We start from the raw sequence: 22,065 nt of genomic DNA on the forward strand, positions 1-22,065 counted from the left end.
AAAGTGGTTTTACCATGGTCAACGTGACCGATGGTGCCCACGTTTACGTGGGGTTTACTACGTTCAAATGTCGCCTTAGCCACTGGGAATATCCTCTATCTTTTAGCTAGTTAATTTAAAAATGTGTGGCTTTAATCAGCCAGTTGTGTTTTTAGCAACAATTTCGTCAGAGACATTTTTTGGAGCTTCTGCATACTTCGAGAATTCCATAGTAAATGTCGCACGACCTTGAGTTGCCGAACGCAGGTCAGTCGCATAGCCAAACATTTCTGCCAGTGGCACTTCAGCTTTTACAACTTTACCTGAGGGATTTTCTTCCATACTTAAAATCATGCCGCGACGTCGGTTAAGGTCACCGACTACGTCACCCATGTTTTCTTCCGGTGTAACAACTTCTACGTCCATGATGGGCTCAAGAAGCACTGCTCCACCAAATTTAGCGAGATCTTTGGTCGCCATAGATGCAGCGATTTTAAACGCCATTTCGCTGGAATCGACATCGTGGTAAGAACCGTCGTACACAGTTGCTTTTAACCCCAACAATGGATAGCCAGCAAGTACACCGTTGCGAATCTGTTCGGAAATACCTTTTTCAACTGCCGGGATGTATTCTTTAGGAACCACACCACCAACAATTTCGTTAACAAATTCTAGACCTTCTGCACCTTCGTCTTCAGCCGGTTCGAATCGAATCCAGACGTGACCAAACTGACCACGACCGCCAGATTGACGAACAAACTTGCCTTCAATTTCACAAGTATTGGTAATACGCTCGCGATACGCTACCTGAGGTTTACCAATATTTGCTTCAACACTGAATTCACGACGCATACGATCAACAATGATATCGAGATGTAATTCACCCATACCAGAGATGATGGTTTGTCCGGTTTCTTCATCAGTGTTAACACGGAATGAAGGATCTTCTTGAGCAAGTTTGCCCAATGCCACACCCATTTTTTCTTGGTCGGCTTTGGTTCTTGGCTCAACAGCAACAGAAATTACGGGTTCTGGGAACTCCATACGCTCAAGAACAATTTTGCTGTTCTCGGCACAAAGGGTATCACCGGTAGTTACGTCTTTAAGACCAATTGCAGCGGCAATATCACCGGCTAATACTTCTTTGATTTCTTCGCGTGAGTTCGCATGCATTTGCACCATACGACCAATGCGCTCGCGCTTGCCTTTTACAGAATTGTAAACCGCAGAGCCGCTTTCTAACTTACCTGAGTAAACTCGGAAGAACGTTAAGGTACCAACAAACGGATCGGTAGCAATTTTAAAAGCAAGTGCTGCAAAGGGTGCGTTGTCGTCGGCTTCGCGAGTTTCGACGTCTTCGCTATCTTCGCGATGGCCTTCAATGGCTTTAACTTCTGTTGGTGACGGCAAGTACTCTACAACGGCGTCAAGCATGGCTTGCACACCTTTGTTTTTAAACGCCGAGCCACCAATAACCGGTACAATTTCATTCGCCAAAGTACGAGCACGAATTCCGGCTTTAATTTCTTCTTCCGAAAGCTCTTCGCCTTCTAAGTATTTATTCATTAATGCATCGTTGGATTCAGCGGCAGCTTCAACCAATTCTTCGCGCATAGACTGACATTCATCGAGTATTTCTTCCGGGATTTCACCGTACTCGAAGGTCATGCCCATATCTGCTTCGTTCCAGAGAATGGACTTCATTTTAACGAGGTCAACAACGCCTTTGAATTCGTCCTCGGCGCCGATGGTCATTTGCAAGGGCACTGGAGTCGCCCCCAAACGCGATTTTAATTGATCAACCACACTTCGGAAGTTAGCACCGGCGCGATCCATTTTATTCACAAAGACAATGCGCGGAACTTCGTATTTGTTGGCTTGACGCCAAACAGTTTCAGTTTGTGGTTGCACACCCGAAGAGCCACACAAAACCACAACGGCCCCATCTAATACTCGTAAAGAGCGTTCTACTTCGATGGTGAAATCAACGTGTCCGGGTGTATCAATAATATTAATTCGGTGCTGATCGAACTGTTGCTGCATTCCAGCCCAGAAACAAGTTGTCGCAGCTGAAGTAATGGTGATACCTCGCTCCTGCTCCTGTTCCATCCAGTCCATGGTGGCTGCACCATCGTGCACCTCACCAATCTTATGAGACATACCTGTATAGAAGAGTACGCGTTCTGTGGTTGTAGTCTTACCTGCATCCACATGGGCACAAATTCCTATATTACGATAGCGTGCAATCGGCGTTTTACGAGCCACTGGCTACCTCCTCTAAAATATTTATGTTCTTATAAACCACAAAAGGCAGCGAGTATCGCTGCCTTTTCTAAAACCATGTGAACGTGGAGTCATTAAGAAGGCGTATTAATTACGCAAAAAGTACTTATGTCATTTATACGCAGCCATTAAACTGCTTTCACTACTTAATACCGTCACAGGTGTTCTCGCCAAACTTTCTCAGGCTAGAAAGAATCATAGATATATGCGAAGCCTGAACTTCGCGATGCTTGACGAGCTGAATACTAACCAAAACTAAAGGGTGCGAAATTTTAAGCACTCGTCCATAGAGCGTCAAGCCATATTCTAAGAGGAATTTCAAGTCTGACACGGGTTTGGCGTAATTTGATGGAAAATTACAGAATCACTTAGCGTGAAAAAAACAAGTTCTTACAAATACAAAATCTGCTCACTGAAACTCAACGATTGTCGCGCCAAGTTGTCAGCCTTTAGCATGTTTTGGCTCAGGTGTTGATCAACAATTTTACTGAGCACTCATCCTAATACTTAATTTGCCTCCCTACCGCCAGCTTACTCAGGGTTCCGAATACGTTTAGCTCGACGCAATATAGGAAAATAGTTGTTAACCGGTAGGTTCTGAAAAGGTCTGAACTAATTCTTTTCAATAAAAAGAAAACGTCAAAACAAGCGATGAATATTTTCTAAGAAATCGCTTTGTGAATGGATGAGAAAACACCATGCAATCGATCAGTGAAGCATAAAAAAAAGGCAGCTTAACGCTGCCTTTTTTAGCTCTAGTTTAACAATGACATTAAACTTAGAAGCGGTAGTGCGAGAACGCTTTGTTCGCTTCGGCCATACGGTGAACGTCTTCACGCTTCTTAACCGCAGAGCCTTTGCTTTGTGATGCGTCAACGATTTCACCAGCTAAACGCTGAACCATTGACTTCTCACCACGACCACGAGCGTATTCAACCAACCAACGCATTGCTAACGCATTACGACGAGCTGGACGAACATCAACAGGGACTTGGTAAGTAGCACCACCAACACGGCGTGACTTAACTTCTACCAACGGTGCAACATTTTCGAGTGCTTCTTCGAAAATTTCTAGCGGATTCTTGTTAAGCTTTTGCTCAACGATATCCAACGCACCGTATACGATTCGCTCTGCAACAGCTTTTTTGCCGCTGACCATCACGATATTCATAAATTTCGCCAAAGTAACATTGCCGTACTTAGGATCTGGCAATACTTCACGCTTGGCGACTACGCGTCTTCTTGGCATTTTTAGCCTCTCTTCAGGGATTTCTAAGACAACGCTCTCACAACTTATTTCTGCATTCGCCGACGTACACTATGAGCGCGCTTAGCCTTACTCGGTTCAACCGAAAAAACAGAGTGTTTCCACTCAAGCAATTACTTAGGTCGCTTGGTACCGTACTTAGAACGGCCTTGCTTACGATTATTAACACCTGATGTATCAAGTGCGCCGCGAACGGTGTGGTAACGCACACCCGGCAAATCTTTTACACGTCCACCACGAATCAAAACCACGCTATGCTCTTGAAGGTTATGGCCTTCACCGCCGATGTATGAGGAAACCTCAAAACCGTTGGTTAAACGAACACGGCACACTTTACGAAGTGCTGAGTTAGGTTTTTTCGGGGTAGTCGTATAAACGCGAGTACAAACGCCACGCCGTTGTGGACAGGCTTCTAGCGCACGAACGTCGCTTGCAACTGCTTTACGTTTTCTCGGCTTACGAACCAACTGGTTGATCGTTGCCATGAAAAATAACTCCAAATAAATGAACGCTTTGATTAGAAGCGTATAGTCTTTAGGCCCAATTTTTTGTATTTATTGACCTTTTTGTAAGGCCCACAAAAAATGGGTGCGCAATTATATTGATCTACTGTTCGCATTTCAAGCAAAGCAACGAGATATTTCTAAAATATTTCTAGATGCCTTTGAATACCGAATATTAATGAGCCAAGCCCTTCTCTTGGCATCGGCTAATCGAACTGCTTTCTTCGAAAAAACACACAGTGCGCTCGCAAATTTTCATCAAAGGTGTTCCACTTTGCAGGAATGCTTTTCAAAGTCATTGGATCTGAGTTTAAACTGTCAATCATTCCGATTAATTGCTGTGACTACCGCTCACGATTCATTAAGCTTGTTCAAATGCTCTCGAAGATAAATCTCACTAAAACATCTGTTACTCGCTCACCGTTACGACCACTAAGACGTGTCGCCGCCCTTTCGGCTCTTCTTGCTTTGACGGCTTGTTTCAGCACCGAACCACAAATTGAACCTAATAAGCACGGTCAACCGCCCGTCGAAGACACCGATGTAGGTGTTATCACCAATCCAACAGTTGATGAAAAATCCTCTGAATCCAGTAATCCAACGGAAATCCAAGCTCACTTAGACACGGCGAATTTTGAAGACTCCGAGGTATCTGCAATAGAAGAATCGGATCATGCGGCTAACCAATCAGCCCCTCTCACTAGCGAGCAGAGCAAGGCAATTGAGCCTGTTGATGATGTTTCGAGTATCGAAGAAAGCGACATAAAAACCGGTAACACAGGCATTGCAAGCCAAGCGCAAGATTCAACCTCTGCGGTACTCAACAATTCTTTGAATACGGAGCATGAACAAGAAGTTACAAAGCCAACCTCAAATGGTTCGGTGGAATTTCTCTGTGAAGAGATCGGTAAAAAGCTCGGCAGTGTCAGCATAGGGGACTGCCTAGACGTCGGCCTTATCGATTCTGGCGGTCGTTCACGGGAAAATCGTGCGATTGTCTTCAAAAACTTTGACTCAATTCCCGAGCAAACCTCTTTAGGAAAGGTTCTCTTGATGGGGGGCATTCATGGCGATGAATACTCATCGGTATCAATTGTCTTTAAATGGCTTTCAACGCTAGATAAACATCATTCAGGACTGTTTGAGTGGACGGTAGTCCCCTTGTTAAATCCAGACGGATTGTTAATGGCGCAATCGCAACGCCAAAACAGCGCCGGTGTGGATTTGAATCGAAATTTTCCCACTCCTGATTGGTCGTCGGATGCGCACGATTATTGGCGCAATCGCACCTACGAAAATCCCAGACGTTATCCCGGCCCGGAAGCAGCAAGTGAACCCGAAACACGCTGGTTTATGGAGCAGATCGAATTAATAAATCCAGACGCGATTGTTGCGGTTCACGCGCCACATCGATTGGTCGATTACGACGGCCCACAAAAACCACCGCATAAATTGGGCAAGCTGTATTTTCAGGAGTTGGGAATCTACCCCGGATCTCTCGGTAATTACGCCGGTGTCAGCAAAAATATTCCCGTGGTTACCATCGAACTGGCCTCCGCCGGAATTATGCCTTCGGATTCGGAAATATCGGCAATGTGGACCGACTTGGTTCAGTGGTTACAAACCGAAGTGCCAAAACAACGCTTGGCGAGAAGTGAAGAATCTCAATAAGGCCAATACTGAGATTCCATCAAAAAGAACGGGCATTAAGAAATATTGGAGACGCTTAAAGATTATTAAGAGTCGGATTGATTTTCGATGGCATGAATTGCAGTACGAGTCATCGAATGACCCAATTCTAATCGTGCGCCAAAACTAAGCTGCAATCGCGCACAAATCACAAAGCAAAGAACAATTCCGATAATAGGTATGAATTCAATACCGTTTGAATTTTTCGTAAAAAGTAATAATACACACACGCAGTATATGCCAAGGCCAATTGCGTAATAAAATTTGGCAGAAAGACAAATCACTTGTTTATTAAGCGTTTTAATTACCATCGCCCAGAGATAAAACACTGTGTAAATAGACGCAACGTTTGCGGATAAAAGTAGAAGAAAATCGCTATTTAAAACAGAAAAAAAGTCGCCCCCGGCGAATACGTCGCTCAGTCTTATCAACCATTCAAAACCGTTGAAAATTGAGGCTAACACCAGCGCGCAGGTTATTGGCGCTAGCACCACAAAGGTTAACAGCAGTAGAAGTGGCCGTAGATAAATCACGAATTATGTTTAACCACCGGCTTCATAAATAATTTTCCAGCCATTTTGCTCTTCTTTCCACAGCTGTTTTTTCCAGCCGTTGGATTTGTAATCATTACTTTTGTAGCTTTGGTAAAACTCAACCATCACTAGGTTATCAACACCGGGATATTCAAAAATTGCGAGGTCAGAAATTCCGATATTAATGAATTTCTTTTTACCATTAACGCGTTTTTTATAGGTGTCCCAAGCAGCTTTGTCGTAATCGAAATTATTAAATTCGGTGCTGTAAAAATCGAGATATTGTTTATGACTGAGCGATTCCCAAGAACTTTTCCAAGCCATCAACTGATTTGTTAATAATTCACGCTTTTGAGAAATCACGGAAGGATCAACACGTTGGTTACTATCGGTCATAACTATGCGTGTTCGACCGACGTCCAAATAGGGTTTTAATACGTCGATTTGTTCGTTGTTAATTACTAGGCAACCATCGCTGTCAAGTGGCGGTCGACTGGTTACACCTTCGGGCATGGCGTGCAGCCATATTCCACTGCCGGTACGGTTTTGCAACCGATCCCAAACGTTGGGGTAATCCACCGGATAAGCTGCTCGACCGTAAAAGGCATCGAGCTGGTTGTCATTTAAGAAACTCGTAATTCGGTACACACCAACTGGCGTCTTTTTGTCGCCTTCGATTTGTTTACCAAAACCCGCTTTACCAATAGACATCGGAAATTCGAGTACTAAATCTAGAGAGTTACCGGTGTTTTCGAACAACTGTAGGGTACCGTCAGTTAGCGCAGCAACCAGTATGTATTTATCTCGCTCGGATAAATCGATAACCGCCGATGGCCATAAATGCTTTTGAGCAACCTCGGGAGAATGCAACATTGCCAACTCGGTTTCTGAGTAGGAAAAGTTCGAAAAACAAAAACAGCTAAAACACAAAAAAGCGATTATTTTTTTTAACTTAATCAACAAAATCGAAAATCCACGTCGGCGTTTAAGCAAAAAATGGTTAAAATTAATGCGTTAATTCTATAGCGAGTGATGTTAAAACAACACGGCCAATTGGTTATTTTAGCGAGATGAGGCAACAACACTGATAAATACTTTTTATTACAGCGTAGAATTTTCCAGAATAAAGTCTACAAACGCTTGATTGGCTTTTGAGAGATAACCGTCTTTACGCCAGGCGATACATAGCTCCAGCATGATAGGCGGTTCGAATGATAGAGTTCTTAGATCGGGATCGTTTTCAACCGCCATCTTCAGTAGCGTCGAAATACCAAAACCTTGCTTCACAATTGCGCGAATCAGCGGCAACAAGTTGGTCTCAAAGCTTATTTTAGGTTCGATACCAGCACGTTCGGCGATTTGATCCAATATCCTGCGGTGAAAATAACCGGGTCTGAAAATCACCAGTTCTTCTGAAAAAAACTCTTCGGCGTTAACAGTGGGTTTTTCCGCAAAGGGATGCTCTGACCCCACCACAACGAGCATTTCTTCTCTTAGAATGGGTCTTGCCTCTAAGCTTGAGGGAATATCTCCAGACTCAATGATCGCAAGATCTAACTCGCCACGCTCTAGCATTTGTTGAAGCTGCCAAGCACCACCTTCGTGAACCGACAGATTCAAACTGGGGTAGCGATGTTTAAAGGCCATGATCAGTGGTGGGAAGTGATAAGAGCCCAGCATGCTTGGTGTTCCCAACTGTACAACGCCTTTTTCTAAACCACGTAACTCTGCCATTTCCAATTCGGCGTCGGCCATAGTTTGCAGAATCTTCTGGGCTTGCTCGTACAAACGACTACCTTCATCGGTAAGCGTGATTTGTCGATCTCGACGGTGAAACAGCATTAATCCTAAGTCTTGCTCTAGACGCTTAATGGCCATACTCACCGCTGGCTGGGCAATCTTCAAGGATTCAGCTGCGCGGGTGAAGCTTTGCAGCTTGGCAACTTCGTGAAAATATTTAAGAGCTTTGTAATCCACAGCAACGTCCAAATGGTGCTTCTTAGCATCAAAAAAAATTATGAGTTAGATACTACATATATATTTTTATTATTCATAGCCTGGATTTAGCATTGTTTTATATCTGTACGTATCGAGTTGATTATGATTTCTTATGGCTCTGCAAGTTGGTGGAAAATCACTCTAGCGCTGTGCTTGGGTTCGTTTATGATTTTCTCAAATCTTTATGTCACCCAGCCTCTGTTACCTACCCTCGCTGCTGAATTTTCGGTCAGCCCACTTCAGGCCAGCTACACATTAACCATCAGCACCTTGACCCTAGGAATTGCGTTAATTTTTTATGGCTCGATTTCTGACGCAATTGGACGACGCGTACTCATTCTTCTGAGCATGTGTGGTGTTGTAGCCGTTGGTTTTGCCTTGTCGTTTGTGCGCGACTACAGCACGCTGCTTATTTTGAGAGCTTTGCAGGGTATTTTATTAGCTGGCCTTCCTGCCATTGCAGTTGCCTATATGGCAGACGAATTTACGCCCGAAGCACTGATGTCTGCGGTAGGTTTGTATATTGCCGCCAACTCTTTAGGGGGAATCTCTGGTCGCTTGATTAGCGGAATTACCGCCGAGCAACTCGGCTGGGAAAAATCGTTTCTGGTGGTGGCGATATTAAGCGCCGTACTCACTTTGGTTGTGTTTGTACTGCTGCCAAAACAACAATACTTTCAACCCAGAAGTCTCAACTTTAGCGAAATTGCCAAAAGCATGGTCGGTCATCTTGGTAATCGCAAATTAATTCCGGCCTATCTTTTGGGTGGTTTGAATTTTTTCGCCTTCGTTAATCAATACAGCTATATCACCTTTGTATTAGAAGCCGAACCTTATTCGCTCACCCCTAAGTTTCTTGGTTTGCTGTTTTTAACCTATTTAACCGGAACATTAGGCTCTACGTTTTCTGGGAAATTTGGTAAAAAATTTGGTCAGCCACAATGCATGATGGCAGGATCAATCATTCTTATTTTTGGCACTTTGGTTACCTTGTTCGACTCTTTAATACTGATCGTATTGGGCTTTTTTATAAATGCTTTCGGATTCTTCTTGGCACATTCAAGTGCCAGCAGTTGGGTAAGTCGCAATGCACAACATTCCAAAGGTGCGGCCAGCTCTTTATATTTGCTGTTCTATTATGTTGGGGCCAGTACCGGCGGTATTTATTTGAGTTATTTCTGGGAATGGCGGTTCTGGGAAGGCGTTGTCTTTGGTTCTATACTCGTTTTTATTACAACTTTCGCTCTCGCCTTGTACTTAAAAAACCCTTCGTCTCGTCACACTGAAGAGGTAAACCTACAAAAGGCCTAACTCATTCGCGGATCAAACCTGTTATTGAGCAAACTGCAAGCATAAAAAAAGCCTCCCAAGGGAGGCTTTTTTCTTGAAGTAATTAATCTTAGCTTGCGCTAGATTTAAGAGCTTCGGTAAGTGCCGCTTCAACTTCTGCTGCACTTGGCCCTTCTACTTCAACGGTTTCTTTGGCGCGCTTACGACGACGATCATCGTGATAAGCAAGGCCGGTACCGGCTGGGATCAAACGACCCACAACAACGTTTTCTTTCAGACCACGTAAAGTATCGACTTTACCAGTAACCGCCGCTTCGGTAAGAACACGAGTGGTTTCCTGGAATGACGCAGCTGAAATAAACGATTCAGTAGCCAATGATGCTTTAGTGATACCCAGCAATTGACGCTCGTAGGTTGCAGGCTGCAAACCTTCGGCACGTAAACGCTCGTTCTCTTCAAGCACCGCGGTGTATTCGACTTGTTCGCCCTTCACGAATGAAGAGTCGCCCATTTCGAGAATTTCAACTTTACGCAACATTTGACGAACAATGGTCTCAATGTGCTTATCGTTGATTTTTACACCTTGTAAACGGTAAACGTCTTGAATCTCTGCGGTGATGTAGCGAGCTAACATCTCCACACCTTGAAGACGAAGAATGTCGTGCGGGTTACTTGGGCCGTCGGAAACAACCTCACCCTTAGCCACACTCTCACCTTCGAACACAGTCAATTGACGGTGTTTTGGAATCAACTCTTCGTAGTGTGTCTCACCATTTGGCAGAACTTGACCATCTTTTGGTGTGATGATCAGGCGACGCTTGCCTTTTGTTTCTTTACCAAACGAAATCGTACCGCTGATTTCTGCAAGAATTGACGGCTCTTTTGGCTTACGGGCTTCGAACAAGTCAGCAACTCGTGGAAGACCACCGGTAATATCCTTAGTACCACCAGATTCTTGAGGAATACGCGCGATTACATCACCCGCTTTAACGACCTCATTATCATTCATGCTCAACAAGGCCTTTGGTGGCAACATGTAATGAGCTGGCTGATTAGAGTTCGGTAATAAAACTTCGTTACCTTGTGCGTCGTAAAGCGTAATGGCTGGTTTCAAATCTTTACCTGCCGCAGGACGCTCTGCTGGGTCTAGAACTTCGATAGAAGTCAAACCAGTAAGATCGTCTGTTTGGCGACGGATTGAAAGACCATCTTCCATGCCCGAAAATCTTGCTGTACCACCTACTTCAGTAATAATTGGGTGCGTATGCGGATCCCATTTCGCTACGATCTGACCGCCATTAACTTTATTACCATCAGATACAGTAATGTTGGCGCCGTATGGAATCTTATAGCGCTCACGCTCACGGCCATTGGCATCTGCAACAGCAAGTTCACCGGAACGAGAAGCCGCTACCAGTACGCCGTCTTCACGCTCAACCACCTTCACATTGTGTAGACGAACAGTACCTTCTTGCTTAACTTGAATACTGTCGGCCGCAGACGCACGGCTCGCCGCACCACCGATGTGGAAAGTACGCATGGTAAGCTGAGTACCAGGCTCACCGATAGATTGCGCCGCAATAACACCCACGGATTCGCCTTTGTTAGCACGGTGACCACGCGCCAAATCACGGCCGTAACACTGGGCACAAATACCATGACGAGTTTCACAGGTAATTGGCGAGCGAACCAAAATTTCGTCGATACCAAGCTCTTCGATGCGAACGATCCACGCTTCGTCCATCATGGTACCCGCTGGAATCAATATCTCGTCGGCGCCTTCACGCAATACATCCTGCGCAACTACACGACCGAGAATACGATCACCCAGAGATTCAATAATGTCACCACCTTCGATCACCGGAGACATGGTCAAACCATTGTCGGTACCACAATCGACCTCTGTAATTACCACGTCTTGTGCAACATCCACCAAACGACGAGTTAGATAACCCGAGTTCGCAGTTTTCAGTGCGGTATCCGCAAGACCTTTACGCGCACCGTGGGTTGAGATGAAGTACTGACCAACGTTCAAACCTTCACGGAAGTTTGCGGTAATCGGCGTCTCGATGATCGAGCCGTCAGGCTTGGCCATCAAACCACGCATACCCGCAAGCTGGCGAATCTGCGCCGGGCTACCACGAGCACCGGAATCGGCGTACATGTAAACTGAGTTAAATGACGCTTGTTGTTCTTCAACACCATCGCGGTTGATAACGGTTTCTTTAGAAATACCTTCCATCATCGATTTCGCAACCAAGTCGTTGGCGCGAGACCAAATATCGATAACCTTGTTGTATTTCTCACCTTGAGTTACCAAACCAGAAGCGTATTGCGCTTCAATTTCAGCAACTTCAGATTCGGCCTTACCTACAATGATGGCCTTCTCAGCAGGAATTTCGAAATCGTTTACACCGATAGATGAACCTGAACGCGTTGAGTACGCATAACCGGTGTACATCAATTTGTCGGCGAAAATAACACTCGCTTTCAAACCAACAGTGCGGTAACAGTGGTTAATCAAACCAGAAATGGCTTTTTTAACCATTGAGCGGTTAACAGACTCAAATGGCATACCTTCTGGAACGATTTCCCAAAGAAGTACACGACCAACGGTGGTATCAGCGATGAATGTTGTGTATTCCTTTTCGCCATCTTCGCGAATGGACGCTTCTGTGATACGGCACTTAATGCGCGCTTGCAAATCTACTTTGCCAGCGTTGTAAGCACGGTTCACTTCTGAAGCATCGGCGAAGATCATGCCTTCACCTTCGGCGTTAATACGCTCACGCGACATCCAGTAAAGACCCAATACCACGTCCTGAGATGGAACGATGATCGGCTCACCAGAGGCAGGCGATAAGATGTTGTTGGTTGACATCATTAAAGCACGAGCTTCAAGCTGAGCTTCGATAGTCAATGGAACGTGCACCGCCATCTGGTCACCGTCGAAGTCGGCGTTGTACGCCGCACAAACCAACGGGTGAAGCTGAATGGCCTTACCTTCAATCAATACAGGTTCAAACGCTTGAATACCCAAACGGTGAAGGGTTGGCGCACGGTTAAGTAAAACGGGATGCTCGCGAATAACGTCGTCTAGGATATCCCAAACCACTGGCTCTTCACGCTCGACCATTTTTTTAGCGGCTTTAATGGTGGTCGCTAAACCACGCAATTCAAGCTTGCTGAAAATAAACGGTTTGAACAGCTCCAACGCCATTTTCTTAGGCAAACCACATTGATGCAGTTTTAACGTTGGACCGGTCACAATCACCGAACGACCCGAGTAGTCAACACGCTTACCCAAAAGGTTTTGACGGAAACGACCTTGCTTACCTTTGATCATATCTGCCAAAGATTTTAGAGGACGCTTGTTAGAACCGGTAATCGCACGACCACGACGACCGTTATCAAGTAACGCATCAACAGATTCTTGAAGCATACGCTTCTCGTTACGCACAATAATATCTGGCGCATTTAAGTCGAGAAGACGCTTCAAACGGTTATTACGGTTGATAACGCGACGGTATAAATCGTTGAGGTCAGACGTTGCGAAGCGACCACCTTCAAGTGGCACCAAAGGACGCAAATCTGGTGGCAATACTGGTAGAGCTTCCAACACCATCCACTCAGGCTTGTTACCTGAGTTGTAGAAGGCCTCTAACAATTTCAAGCGCTTAGAAAGCTTCTTAACTTTGGTTTCAGAGTTGGTGGTTGGAATCTCTTCACGCAATGTTTGCACTTCTTGCTCGATGTCGATATCGCGCATGAGTTCCTGAATTGCTTCAGCACCCATCTTCGCGTCGAACTCATCACCGAATTCTTCCATCGCCTCGAAGTATTGCTCGTCGGTCAACAGCTGACCACGCTCAAGGGTGGTCATACCTGGATCGGTTACGACATATGATTCAAAGTACAAAACGCGCTCGATGTTACGCAAGGTCATATCAAGCAACAAACCGATACGACTTGGTAGCGATTTTAAGAACCAAATATGCGCAACAGGGCTGGCAAGCTCGATGTGACCCATTCGTTCACGACGAACTTTTGCCAAGGTAACTTCAACGCCGCATTTTTCGCAGATAATGCCGCGGTGTTTCATGCGCTTGTATTTACCACACAAGCATTCGTAATCTTTTACTGGGCCGAAAATCTTCGCACAGAACAAGCCTTCGCGTTCTGGTTTGAAGGTTCGGTAGTTGATGGTCTCTGGCTTTTTCACTTCGCCAAACGACCAAGACCGGATCATGTCTGGCGACGCCAAACCGATGCGAATCGAGTCAAATTCTTCACTTTGACCCTGGGACTTAAGTAAATTGAGTAAGTCTTTCAAGTTTTCCTCCAGCGCGTCCGCGAGTTACGCTTTTTGCACCTGTTACAAGCTGATGCTTGTCGCTCGTGGTGGAGGCGAACCTCCACCTGGGAACCCAGTTACTAGGCGTCGTGATCCAATTCCATATTGATACCGAGTGAGCGAATCTCTTTTAACAATACGTTAAAGGATTCTGGCATTCCCGGCTCCATACGGTGGTCACCGTCAACGATGTTTTTATACAGTTTGGTACGACCGGCAACGTCATCGGATTTAACGGTAAGCATTTCTTGAAGTGTGTATGCAGCACCGTATGCTTCAAGTGCCCACACCTCCATCTCACCGAATCGCTGACCACCGAACTGAGCTTTACCACCCAGCGGCTGTTGCGTAACCAGACTGTAAGAACCGGTCGAACGAGCATGCATTTTGTCATCAACCAAGTGGTTGAGTTTGAGCATGTACATGTAACCAACAGTCACAGGACGCTGGAAGGCATCACCGGTACGGCCGTCATGTAGAGTTCTTTGACCAGAGTCGTCGAGATCAGCAAGTCTTAATAGCGCCTTGATTTCACTTTCTTTCGCACCGTCGAATACCTGTGTTGCCATAGGCACGCCATCGCGAAGATTGTTAGCGAGATCGATGATTTCTTGATCAGAGAAAGTATCAAGTGCTTCTTTGTTATAAGACTCACCGGTAACGTTGTAGATTTCTTCAAGGAAGTTACGCAATTCTGCAACGGCTTTTTGCTGTTTCATCATTGCGTCGATCTTGTCACCAAGACCTTTCGCAGCCATACCCAAGTGCATTTCAAGGATCTGACCTACGTTCATCCGCGAAGGTACGCCCAATGGGTTTAGTACGATATCTACAGGCTCGCCGTTGTCGTCGTATGGCATATCTTCAACAGGCATAATTACGGAAATTACACCCTTGTTACCGTGACGACCCGCCATCTTGTCACCTGGCTGGATGCGACGTTTGATCGCTAGATAGACCTTAACAATCTTAAGAACACCAGGAGCCAAATCGTCGCCAGTTTGTAACTTGCGTTTTTTGTCTTCAAAGCGCTCATCAAGCTCTTTACGACGCTCAATCAATTGAGTTTCAGCGGCGTCGATCTGTTCGTTAAGGGCATCGATATCCATACGAATTTTGAACCAATCGCCCTTGTCGAGCTCGTCCAGAATCTCGTTGGTAATTACCTCGCCTTTCTTAACGGCCTTGCCACCCGAAACAACTTGACCAACCAACGCATGACGTAAACGCTCGAAGGTAGCGGTTTCAACGATACGGAACTCTTCGTTAAGGTCTTTACGAACTTGGTTAAGTTGTTCAGTTTCAATTTCACGTGAACGTTGATCTTTTTCAAGACCATCGCGAGTGAACACCTGAACGTCGATAACTGTTCCCTTGGTGCTGGTCGGTACGCGTAAAGAAGTATCTTTAACGTCAGACGCTTTTTCACCAAAGATAGCGCGAAGCAATTTTTCTTCTGGAGTTAATTGGGTTTCACCTTTCGGAGTTACCTTACCAACCAGAATGTCACCGGGACCAACTTCGGCGCCAATGTACACAATGCCCGACTCATCCAATTTAGAAAGAGCACTTTCACCTACGTTCGGGATGTCCGCACTGATTTCTTCGCTACCTAACTTAGTATCACGAGCGATACAGGTTAGCTCTTGAATGTGGATGGTGGTGAAACGGTCTTCTTGTACAACACGTTCAGAAACAAGGATCGAGTCTTCGAAGTTATAACCATTCCAAGGCATAAAGGCGATGCGCATATTTTGACCAAGCGCAAGTTCGCCCAAATCAACCGATGGGCCATCCGCTAGGATATCACCACGTTGAATTTTTGCTCCAGGAGTCACAATTGGACGCTGGTTAATACAGGTATTTTGGTTAGAACGGGTGTATTTGATGAGGTTGTAAATATCCACACCAGCTTCACCAGCAACCACTTCATCGTTACTGACTTTAACAACGATGCGGCCTGCGTCAACGCGATCAACAACACCACCGCGGGTAGCAACCACACACACGCCGGAGTCGCGCGCAACAAAACGCTCCATACCAGTACCTACGAGCGGCTTTTGAGCACGCAAGGTTGGTACGGCCTGTCGTTGCATGTTCGATCCCATCAATGCACGGTTAGCGTCATCGTGCTCAAGGAATGGAATCAAAGAAGCTGCAACCGATACAACTTGGCGAGGCGAAACGTCCATGTACTGAACGTCTTCTTTTGGCTTCAATGTAAAGTCGCCACCAGCTCGAACCGAAACTAGATCTTCGGTTAACTCACCGTTGTCACCTACTTTGGCCGCTGCCTGTGCAATGATGTGTTGCGATTCATTAATTGCAGACAAGTATTCGATTTGATCAGTAACCTTACCGTCGATAACTCTTCGATATGGGCTCTCTAGGAAACCGTAGCTGTTAGTACGAGCGTAGGTTGCTAGTGAGTTAATCAAACCAATGTTTGGACCTTCAGGCGTTTCGATAGGACATACGCGACCGTAATGTGTCGGATGCACGTCTCGAACCTCGAAACCTGCACGCTCACGGGTTAAACCGCCTGGGCCTAATGCAGAAACACGACGCTTGTGAGTTACCTCAGAAAGCGGGTTGTTTTGGTCCATAAACTGAGAAAGCTGGGACGAACCGAAGAACTCTTTAACCGCCGCCGCAACAGGCTTAGCGTTAATCAAGTCTTGAGGCATCAAACCTTCGCTTTCTGCCATCGATAGACGTTCTTTTACTGCACGCTCAACACGAACCAAGCCCACACGGAATTGGTTTTCTGCCATTTCACCCACGGAACGAATACGGCGGTTACCCAAGTGGTCGATATCATCGACGACACCATTACCGTTTCGGATATCAATCAATGTTTTTAATACATCAACGATATCTTCTGGAGAAAGAGTGCCTTCGCCAGTATCTTCATCGCGACCTAAACGACGGTTGAACTTCATGCGACCAACAGCAGAAAGATCGTAACGCTCTTGGCTGAAGAACAAGTTCTGGAACAGACCTTCCGCAGACTCTTTGGTTGGCGGTTCACCAGGACGCATCATGCGATAAATTTCAACAAGCGCCTCAAGTTCGGTGCGAGTTGGATCGGCACGTAGAGTGTCAGAAACGAATGCACCACAGTCTAGTTCGTTGGTGTAAAGCGTCGTGAAATCAGAGATTTTGTTCTCAGCTAACTTGGTTAAAACTTCAGCTGTGATCTCGGTATTACATTCAAAAATGATTTCGCCGGTGATCTCATTAACAATATCAGTCGCTAACGAACGTCCCATTAAATATTCTGCTGGAACGGTCAACTCTTCAACGTTAGCTTTTTCCAATTGTCGAATGTGACGAGCGGTAATACGACGACCTTCTTCAACAATAACTTTGCCGCTAGCGTCTTTAATGTCGAATGAAGAAATATCACCACGTAGACGTGAAGGGATCAGCTTCAGCTTGTACTGACCATCGTAAAGCATGGAGAACATGTCGGTGTCAAAGAACATCGACAACATTTCTTGTGAGCTATAGCCTAACGCGCGAAGCAAAATGGTCGCAGGTAATTTACGACGACGATCGATACGTACGTATACCAAGTCTTTTGGATCGAATTCGAAATCCAACCATGAACCACGGTAAGGAATAACTCGAGCAGAATAGAGTAGCTTACCGGAAGAGTGCGTTTTACCTTTGTCATGATCAAAGAACACACCAGGTGAACGGTGTAACTGAGACACGATAACCCGCTCGGTACCGTTGATAACAAATGTACCGTTGTCGGTCATGAGCGGAATTTCGCCCATGTAAACTTCTTGTTCTTTAATATCTTTAATCGTTTTGTTCGATGATTCTTTATCGTAAATAATCAACCGAACTTTCACACGTAGGGGTACCGCATAGGTAACACCACGCAGAATACATTCATTTACATCAAATACAGCTTTACCTAATTGGTAGCTCACGTACTCTAAAGCTGCGTTTCCAGAGTAGCTTACAATCGGAAATACCGATTTAAATGCCGCATGAAGGCCCATATCCAAACGGTCTTCTGGCGATTTATTCGCTTGTGTAAACTTCTGATAGGAATCTAGTTGGATTGCTAGAAGATAAGGTACATCCATTACCTGCGGCAGCTTGCTAAAATCCTTACGGATGCGTTTTTTCTCAGTATATGAGTAAGCCATCTATATACCCCAGCTTGTCTTCGGAGAGGGCAGTCTCAGCCTTTACGCACGGGACGCGCTCTTGCGTGTGGTTCACGAAATTTCGTTTCACCCATCGATCGGGTCGGTTTTATCAGAGCGGCCTCTGCCAGCCTTGTAGATACAACTGTGCGAATAACGACTCGCACAAGCAGATATTGTTCCGTCAACCGAAAACGGAAAAAGGCCGGCGAGTTAAACCCGCCAGCCTTGCATCAACTATTGCTAGTTGATTGCGAAGTTTTGCAAGTAAGTAATTACTTAACTTCGACAATAGCACCAGCTTCTTCAAGCTGCTTCTTAAGATCTTCAGCTTCGTCTTTAGCAACGCCTTCTTTGATTGCTTTAGGAGCGCTTTCAACCAATTCTTTAGCTTCTTTCAAGCCAAGACCAGTGATTGCACGAACAACCTTGATTACGTTAACTTTCTTGTCGCCAGCACTGCTTAAGATAACGTCGAAGTCAGTTTTCTCTTCAACAGCTGGGCCTGCATCGCCAGCAGGAGCAGCAACAGCTACTGCAGCAGCGGCAGAAACGCCAAATTTTTCTTCCATTGCTTCAACAAGTGCAACAACATCCATTACACTCATTTCTGCGATTGCATTTAAAATGTCTTCGTTAGACAGAGCCATGACTCAAATCTCCAATAAAATAAATCTTTAAAAAACCACTAATTACGCAGCTAAGAACGAGCTTAATATTAAGCTGCGTCTTGCTTTTGATCGCGAACTGCAGCAACCACACGAGTAACTTTTGTCGGAATCTCGTTGAAAGTACGAGCCAACTTGGTAACAGGTGCGATAAGAGTTGCCGCCAAAGTCGCCAATGCTTGGTCGCGAGTTGGCAATTTCGCCAATACGTCTAACTGAGAAGCAGCAAGCTGTTTTCCACCCACAGACAGCACTTTCACTTCAAATTTATCATTTGCCTTAGCAAAATCTTTGAAGATTCGTGCTGCTGCGCCTGGATCTTCCATAGAAAATCCAAACAAAGAAGGACCAACAAGCGAATCGTTAACACACTCATACTCAGTACCTTGAAAGGCACGGCGAGCTAAGGTGTTTCGAACAACTCTCAGGCTGACATTATTTTCGCGGGCCAATTTACGCAAAGCTGTCATGCTCGCTACATCTACACCACGTGCATCTGCAACAACCAAAGACAGGGCGCTCATAGCGGTCTCGTTAACATCGGCAACAATAGCCTTTTTGTCTTCGAGTCCTAATGCCACGATATATCTCCTGGATTAGAAAGAGAGCGAACTCAACTTTCTTGGTTTCGATATTTTCGGATTAATCACCGAGGTGAAGAAATTCCGAAAACTTTTCGGTGACCGAACCAGGCTTGCCTAACACGAAGTTAAATAAGCGATTCAGGAGTCACCATCTGCGTAGGTCTCAGAATTAAATTAATATCTAACTCTGAAATTAAACCCGTCATCCTAAAACGACAAAGTACCTACGGTCTTTGATAGCCAAGGTTTTACCCAAGACTCCAAAGTTTTTTATTGGGTACTAAAATCAGCACCCAATAAAAGGAATTAAATGTCTAGAGTAGACTGATCCAAAGTAATACCAGGACCCATAGTGGTGCTCAAAGAAATTTTCTTCAAGTAAACACCTTTAGAAGTAGATGGTTTGGCCTTTTTAAGGTCCGCCACTAATGCTTCTAGGTTCTCTTTAATTGCATTTGGTTCAAAAGAAATACGACCGATGCCGCCATGAATGATACCGCCTTTGTCGGCACGGTAACGAACCTGACCAGCTTTAGCATTGCGAACGGCAGTTGCAACGTCTGGAGTCACAGTACCAGTCTTAGGGTTTGGCATAAGACCACGTGGACCAAGAATTTGACCCAATTGGCCAACAACGCGCATTGCTGCAGGATCTGCAATAACTACATCGAAGTCCATCTTGCCAGCTTTTACTTCAGCGGCTAGATCTTCCATACCAACGATATCTGCACCGGCTTCTTTAGCCGCTTCTGCAGCAGCACCTTGTGTAAATACTGCGACGCGTACATCTTTACCAGTACCATGGGGCAAACTTGAAGCACCACGAACCGCTTGATCAGATTTACGAGGATCGATACCTAAGTTAATAGCAGCATCTACAGTCTCTGGAAACTTAACAGTAGACAATTCTTTCAACAAAGCAATAGCTTCATCAATTGAGTATGCTTTTGTGCTATCTACTTTTTCACGAATTAATTTTTGACGCTTAGATAATTTTGCCATTGCCTTAGATCTCCGTCTCAAGTCCCATTGCTCGAGCAGAGCCCGCAATTGTTCTAACCGCAGCATCCATATCAGCTGCTGTTAAGTCTGGCATTTTAACTGTCGCAATTTCTTCTAATTGCTCACGAGTCAATTTACCAACCTTTTGAGTATTTGGACGCGCACTACCAGACTTGATTTTCGCAGCTTTCTTCAACAAGAAAGAAGCTGGAGGAGTTTTCATCGTGAAAGTAAAGCTACGGTCACTGTATACAGAAATTACAACTGGTACCGGTGAACCTGGCTCCATACCCTGAGTTTGGGCATTGAACGCTTTACAGAATTCCATGATGTTAACACCACGTTGACCCAAAGCTGGACCAACTGGAGGACTTGGGTTTGCCTGACCGGCAGAAACCTGTAGCTTTACATAAGCCTCTATTTTCTTAGCCATGATTGACTCCGATTATGGGTACAAACGCCTCACGCACATATGCGATCACAGGCTCCCCGAGATTACTATTTGTTAGAAACACTAACGGGTATATAAGTAGAAACCGGCGATGAGCAAACAAAGCCGGTTTCGTAAAACTTTAATGTCTGTATGACGTTAAAGATTAAATCTTTTCGACTTGACCGAACTCTAACTCAACCGGAGTAGAACGACCAAAAATCAACACTGCGACCTGAAGACGATTCTTATCGTAATCAACTGACTCAACGACACCATTAAAGTCATTGAATGGACCGTCCACAACTCGAACCATTTCACCTGGCTCAAACACTGTTTTTGGTTTCGGTTTTTCAGTTGAATCATCAACTCGCTGTAAAATAGCTTGAGCTTCTTTCTCTGTAATTGGGGCCGGCTTATCTGCCTTGCCTCCGATAAAGCCCATCACACGAGGTGTGTCTTTAACCAAGTGCCAAGTATCGTCATTAAGTTCCATTTGAACCAGAACGTAACCTGGGAAAAATTTCCTTTCACTCTTACGTTTTTGCCCGGCTCTCATTTCAACAACTTCTTCAGTTGGAACCAAGATCTCACCGAACAAATCTTGCATCTGGTGAAGCTCAACTCGCTCTCTTAGAGAGTTAGCAACCTTCTTTTCATAACCAGAATAGGCATGTACAACATACCATCGCTTAGCCATGCTTGACCCCTAGCCAATTATTAGAGATGCAATCCAACCAAATAATGAATCCAATCCCCATAATACAAGAGACATGATTAGCACCACTGCAACTACGATCAAAGTCGTCTGATTTGTCTCTTTTGGTGTCGGCCAGACAACTTTCTTAACTTCTGTTTGAGCGTCTTTCAATAAACCCCAAACCGCAGCTCCCTTTTCAGTCTGTACGGCAACAAATACTGCAATAGCAGCCGCAACAGAAATAGCTACAACCCTTAATAATAGGGAAGCTTCTGAATAGTAAGAATTTCCTACCACACAAAGAGCAACGATAGCTATAACAACTATCCACTTGAGCGCATCAAAACGAGGTTCTTGCGCTTCCGCCTTGCTGCTCATAAACACGCCTTGCTCTAATTGAGAGAATAATGGCAGGCCAGGAGGGACTCGAACCCCCAACTTTCGGTTTTGGAGACCGATGCTCTACCAATTGAACTACTGGCCTAAATCTGGAGAGATAAACACAAACGCCTCGCAACAGCGAGGCGCACTACAAAAAATTACAAATTACTCGATAATTTTAGCAACAACACCGGCACCAACGGTACGGCCACCTTCGCGGATTGCGAAGCGTAGACCT

General features: G+C 45.2%; 17 protein-coding genes and 1 tRNA gene. 2 read left to right on the forward strand and 16 right to left on the reverse strand.

Annotation, left to right across the window (positions count from 1 at the left end):
* Window positions 1-135: 135 nt before the first annotated feature.
* The 3 genes from fusA to rpsL form a co-directional block, all read right to left on the reverse strand.
* The gene (fusA, locus tag ACYQ2C_RS17660; protein WP_460049506.1) at window positions 136-2,244 is read right to left on the reverse strand and encodes an elongation factor G; all 2,109 of its coding nucleotides are present in this window, start codon (window positions 2,242-2,244) and stop codon (window positions 136-138) included.
* Window positions 2,245-3,040: 796 nt separating this feature from the next.
* Window positions 3,041-3,511, reverse strand: a complete 471-nt coding sequence (gene rpsG, locus ACYQ2C_RS17665) for a 30S ribosomal protein S7 (RefSeq protein ID WP_460049505.1) — start codon at window positions 3,509-3,511, stop codon at window positions 3,041-3,043.
* Window positions 3,512-3,642: 131 nt separating this feature from the next.
* A complete protein-coding gene (rpsL, locus tag ACYQ2C_RS17670) occupies window positions 3,643-4,014 on the reverse strand; it encodes a 30S ribosomal protein S12 (RefSeq protein WP_460049504.1) in 372 nt (123 codons plus the stop codon).
* Between the two features lie 393 nt (window positions 4,015-4,407).
* On the opposite strand from rpsL, the gene ACYQ2C_RS17675 reads away from it, so the two are divergent.
* Window positions 4,408-5,703 carry a M14 family zinc carboxypeptidase gene (locus tag ACYQ2C_RS17675; protein ID WP_460104472.1) on the forward strand — a complete coding sequence of 432 codons (1,296 nt, stop codon included), beginning with the start codon at window positions 4,408-4,410 and terminating at the stop codon, window positions 5,701-5,703.
* A gap of 65 nt (window positions 5,704-5,768) precedes the next feature.
* On the opposite strand, the gene ACYQ2C_RS17680 is transcribed toward ACYQ2C_RS17675, so the two are convergent.
* The 3 genes from ACYQ2C_RS17680 to ACYQ2C_RS17690 form a co-directional block, all read right to left on the reverse strand.
* A complete protein-coding gene (locus tag ACYQ2C_RS17680; protein WP_460049502.1) occupies window positions 5,769-6,254 on the reverse strand; it encodes a hypothetical protein in 486 nt (161 codons plus the stop codon).
* A gap of 9 nt (window positions 6,255-6,263) precedes the next feature.
* Entirely contained in the window at window positions 6,264-7,127 is an 864-nt protein-coding gene (locus ACYQ2C_RS17685) for a L,D-transpeptidase family protein (RefSeq protein WP_460049501.1), read from the reverse strand.
* 228 nt (window positions 7,128-7,355) lie between these two features.
* Complete coding sequence (locus tag ACYQ2C_RS17690; protein WP_460049500.1) at window positions 7,356-8,231, reverse strand: LysR family transcriptional regulator; 876 nt, start codon at window positions 8,229-8,231, stop codon at window positions 7,356-7,358.
* A 123-nt stretch (window positions 8,232-8,354) separates the two neighbouring features.
* On the opposite strand from ACYQ2C_RS17690, the gene ACYQ2C_RS17695 reads away from it, so the two are divergent.
* On the forward strand, window positions 8,355-9,563 hold the full coding sequence (locus ACYQ2C_RS17695; protein WP_460104475.1) for an MFS transporter: 1,209 nt from the start codon (window positions 8,355-8,357) through the stop codon (window positions 9,561-9,563).
* Between the two features lie 88 nt (window positions 9,564-9,651).
* Here the strand turns inward: ACYQ2C_RS17695 and rpoC are convergent, their stop codons facing one another.
* The 10 genes from rpoC to ACYQ2C_RS17745 all read right to left on the reverse strand — a co-directional run.
* Complete coding sequence (gene rpoC / locus ACYQ2C_RS17700) at window positions 9,652-13,875, reverse strand: DNA-directed RNA polymerase subunit beta' (protein ID WP_460104477.1); 4,224 nt, start codon at window positions 13,873-13,875, stop codon at window positions 9,652-9,654.
* A gap of 101 nt (window positions 13,876-13,976) precedes the next feature.
* Complete coding sequence (gene rpoB / locus ACYQ2C_RS17705) at window positions 13,977-18,062, reverse strand: DNA-directed RNA polymerase subunit beta (protein WP_460104478.1); 4,086 nt, start codon at window positions 18,060-18,062, stop codon at window positions 13,977-13,979.
* A gap of 275 nt (window positions 18,063-18,337) precedes the next feature.
* The gene (gene rplL, locus ACYQ2C_RS17710) at window positions 18,338-18,712 is read right to left on the reverse strand and encodes a 50S ribosomal protein L7/L12 (RefSeq protein ID WP_460104479.1); all 375 of its coding nucleotides are present in this window, start codon (window positions 18,710-18,712) and stop codon (window positions 18,338-18,340) included.
* A 68-nt stretch (window positions 18,713-18,780) separates the two neighbouring features.
* Window positions 18,781-19,311 (reverse strand): 50S ribosomal protein L10, encoded by a 531-nt coding sequence (rplJ, locus tag ACYQ2C_RS17715; RefSeq protein WP_460049495.1) that lies wholly within the window; start codon window positions 19,309-19,311, stop codon window positions 18,781-18,783.
* Between the two features lie 309 nt (window positions 19,312-19,620).
* The gene (gene rplA, locus ACYQ2C_RS17720) at window positions 19,621-20,316 is read right to left on the reverse strand and encodes a 50S ribosomal protein L1 (RefSeq protein ID WP_460049494.1); all 696 of its coding nucleotides are present in this window, start codon (window positions 20,314-20,316) and stop codon (window positions 19,621-19,623) included.
* A gap of 4 nt (window positions 20,317-20,320) precedes the next feature.
* Window positions 20,321-20,749 carry a 50S ribosomal protein L11 gene (gene rplK, locus ACYQ2C_RS17725; RefSeq protein WP_460049493.1) on the reverse strand — a complete coding sequence of 143 codons (429 nt, stop codon included), beginning with the start codon at window positions 20,747-20,749 and terminating at the stop codon, window positions 20,321-20,323.
* A gap of 163 nt (window positions 20,750-20,912) precedes the next feature.
* Entirely contained in the window at window positions 20,913-21,446 is a 534-nt protein-coding gene (gene nusG, locus ACYQ2C_RS17730) for a transcription termination/antitermination protein NusG (RefSeq protein ID WP_460049492.1), read from the reverse strand.
* Window positions 21,447-21,455: 9 nt separating this feature from the next.
* A complete protein-coding gene (gene secE / locus ACYQ2C_RS17735; protein WP_460104481.1) occupies window positions 21,456-21,824 on the reverse strand; it encodes a preprotein translocase subunit SecE in 369 nt (122 codons plus the stop codon).
* Window positions 21,825-21,854: 30 nt separating this feature from the next.
* Window positions 21,855-21,930: transfer RNA gene (locus ACYQ2C_RS17740), tRNA-Trp, on the reverse strand.
* 62 nt (window positions 21,931-21,992) lie between these two features.
* A partial coding sequence (locus ACYQ2C_RS17745; protein WP_202814033.1) for an EF-Tu C-terminal domain-related protein occupies window positions 21,993-22,065 on the reverse strand: 73 nt, incomplete at its 5' end.

It is taken from the genome of Sessilibacter sp. MAH3, assembly GCF_054658275.1.

Bases quoted from the DNA above. Each gene is read 5' to 3' on its own strand.
- rpsG (WP_460049505.1), bottom strand. From the start codon at position 3,511: ATGCCAAGAAGACGCGTAGTCGCCAAGCGTGAAGTATTGCCAGATCCT.
- rpsL (WP_460049504.1), bottom strand. From the start codon at position 4,014: ATGGCAACGATCAACCAGTTGGTTCGTAAGCCGAGAAAACGTAAAGCA.
- ACYQ2C_RS17675 (WP_460104472.1), top strand. From the start codon at position 4,408: ATGCTCTCGAAGATAAATCTCACTAAAACATCTGTTACTCGCTCACCG.
- ACYQ2C_RS17685 (WP_460049501.1), bottom strand. From the start codon at position 7,127: ATGTTGCATTCTCCCGAGGTTGCTCAAAAGCATTTATGGCCATCGGCG.
- ACYQ2C_RS17695 (WP_460104475.1), top strand. From the start codon at position 8,355: ATGATTTCTTATGGCTCTGCAAGTTGGTGGAAAATCACTCTAGCGCTG.
- rpoB (WP_460104478.1), bottom strand. From the start codon at position 18,062: ATGGCTTACTCATATACTGAGAAAAAACGCATCCGTAAGGATTTTAGC.
- rplL (WP_460104479.1), bottom strand. From the start codon at position 18,712: ATGGCTCTGTCTAACGAAGACATTTTAAATGCAATCGCAGAAATGAGT.
- rplA (WP_460049494.1), bottom strand. From the start codon at position 20,316: ATGGCAAAATTATCTAAGCGTCAAAAATTAATTCGTGAAAAAGTAGAT.
- rplK (WP_460049493.1), bottom strand. From the start codon at position 20,749: ATGGCTAAGAAAATAGAGGCTTATGTAAAGCTACAGGTTTCTGCCGGT.
- nusG (WP_460049492.1), bottom strand. From the start codon at position 21,446: ATGGCTAAGCGATGGTATGTTGTACATGCCTATTCTGGTTATGAAAAG.
- secE (WP_460104481.1), bottom strand. From the start codon at position 21,824: ATGAGCAGCAAGGCGGAAGCGCAAGAACCTCGTTTTGATGCGCTCAAG.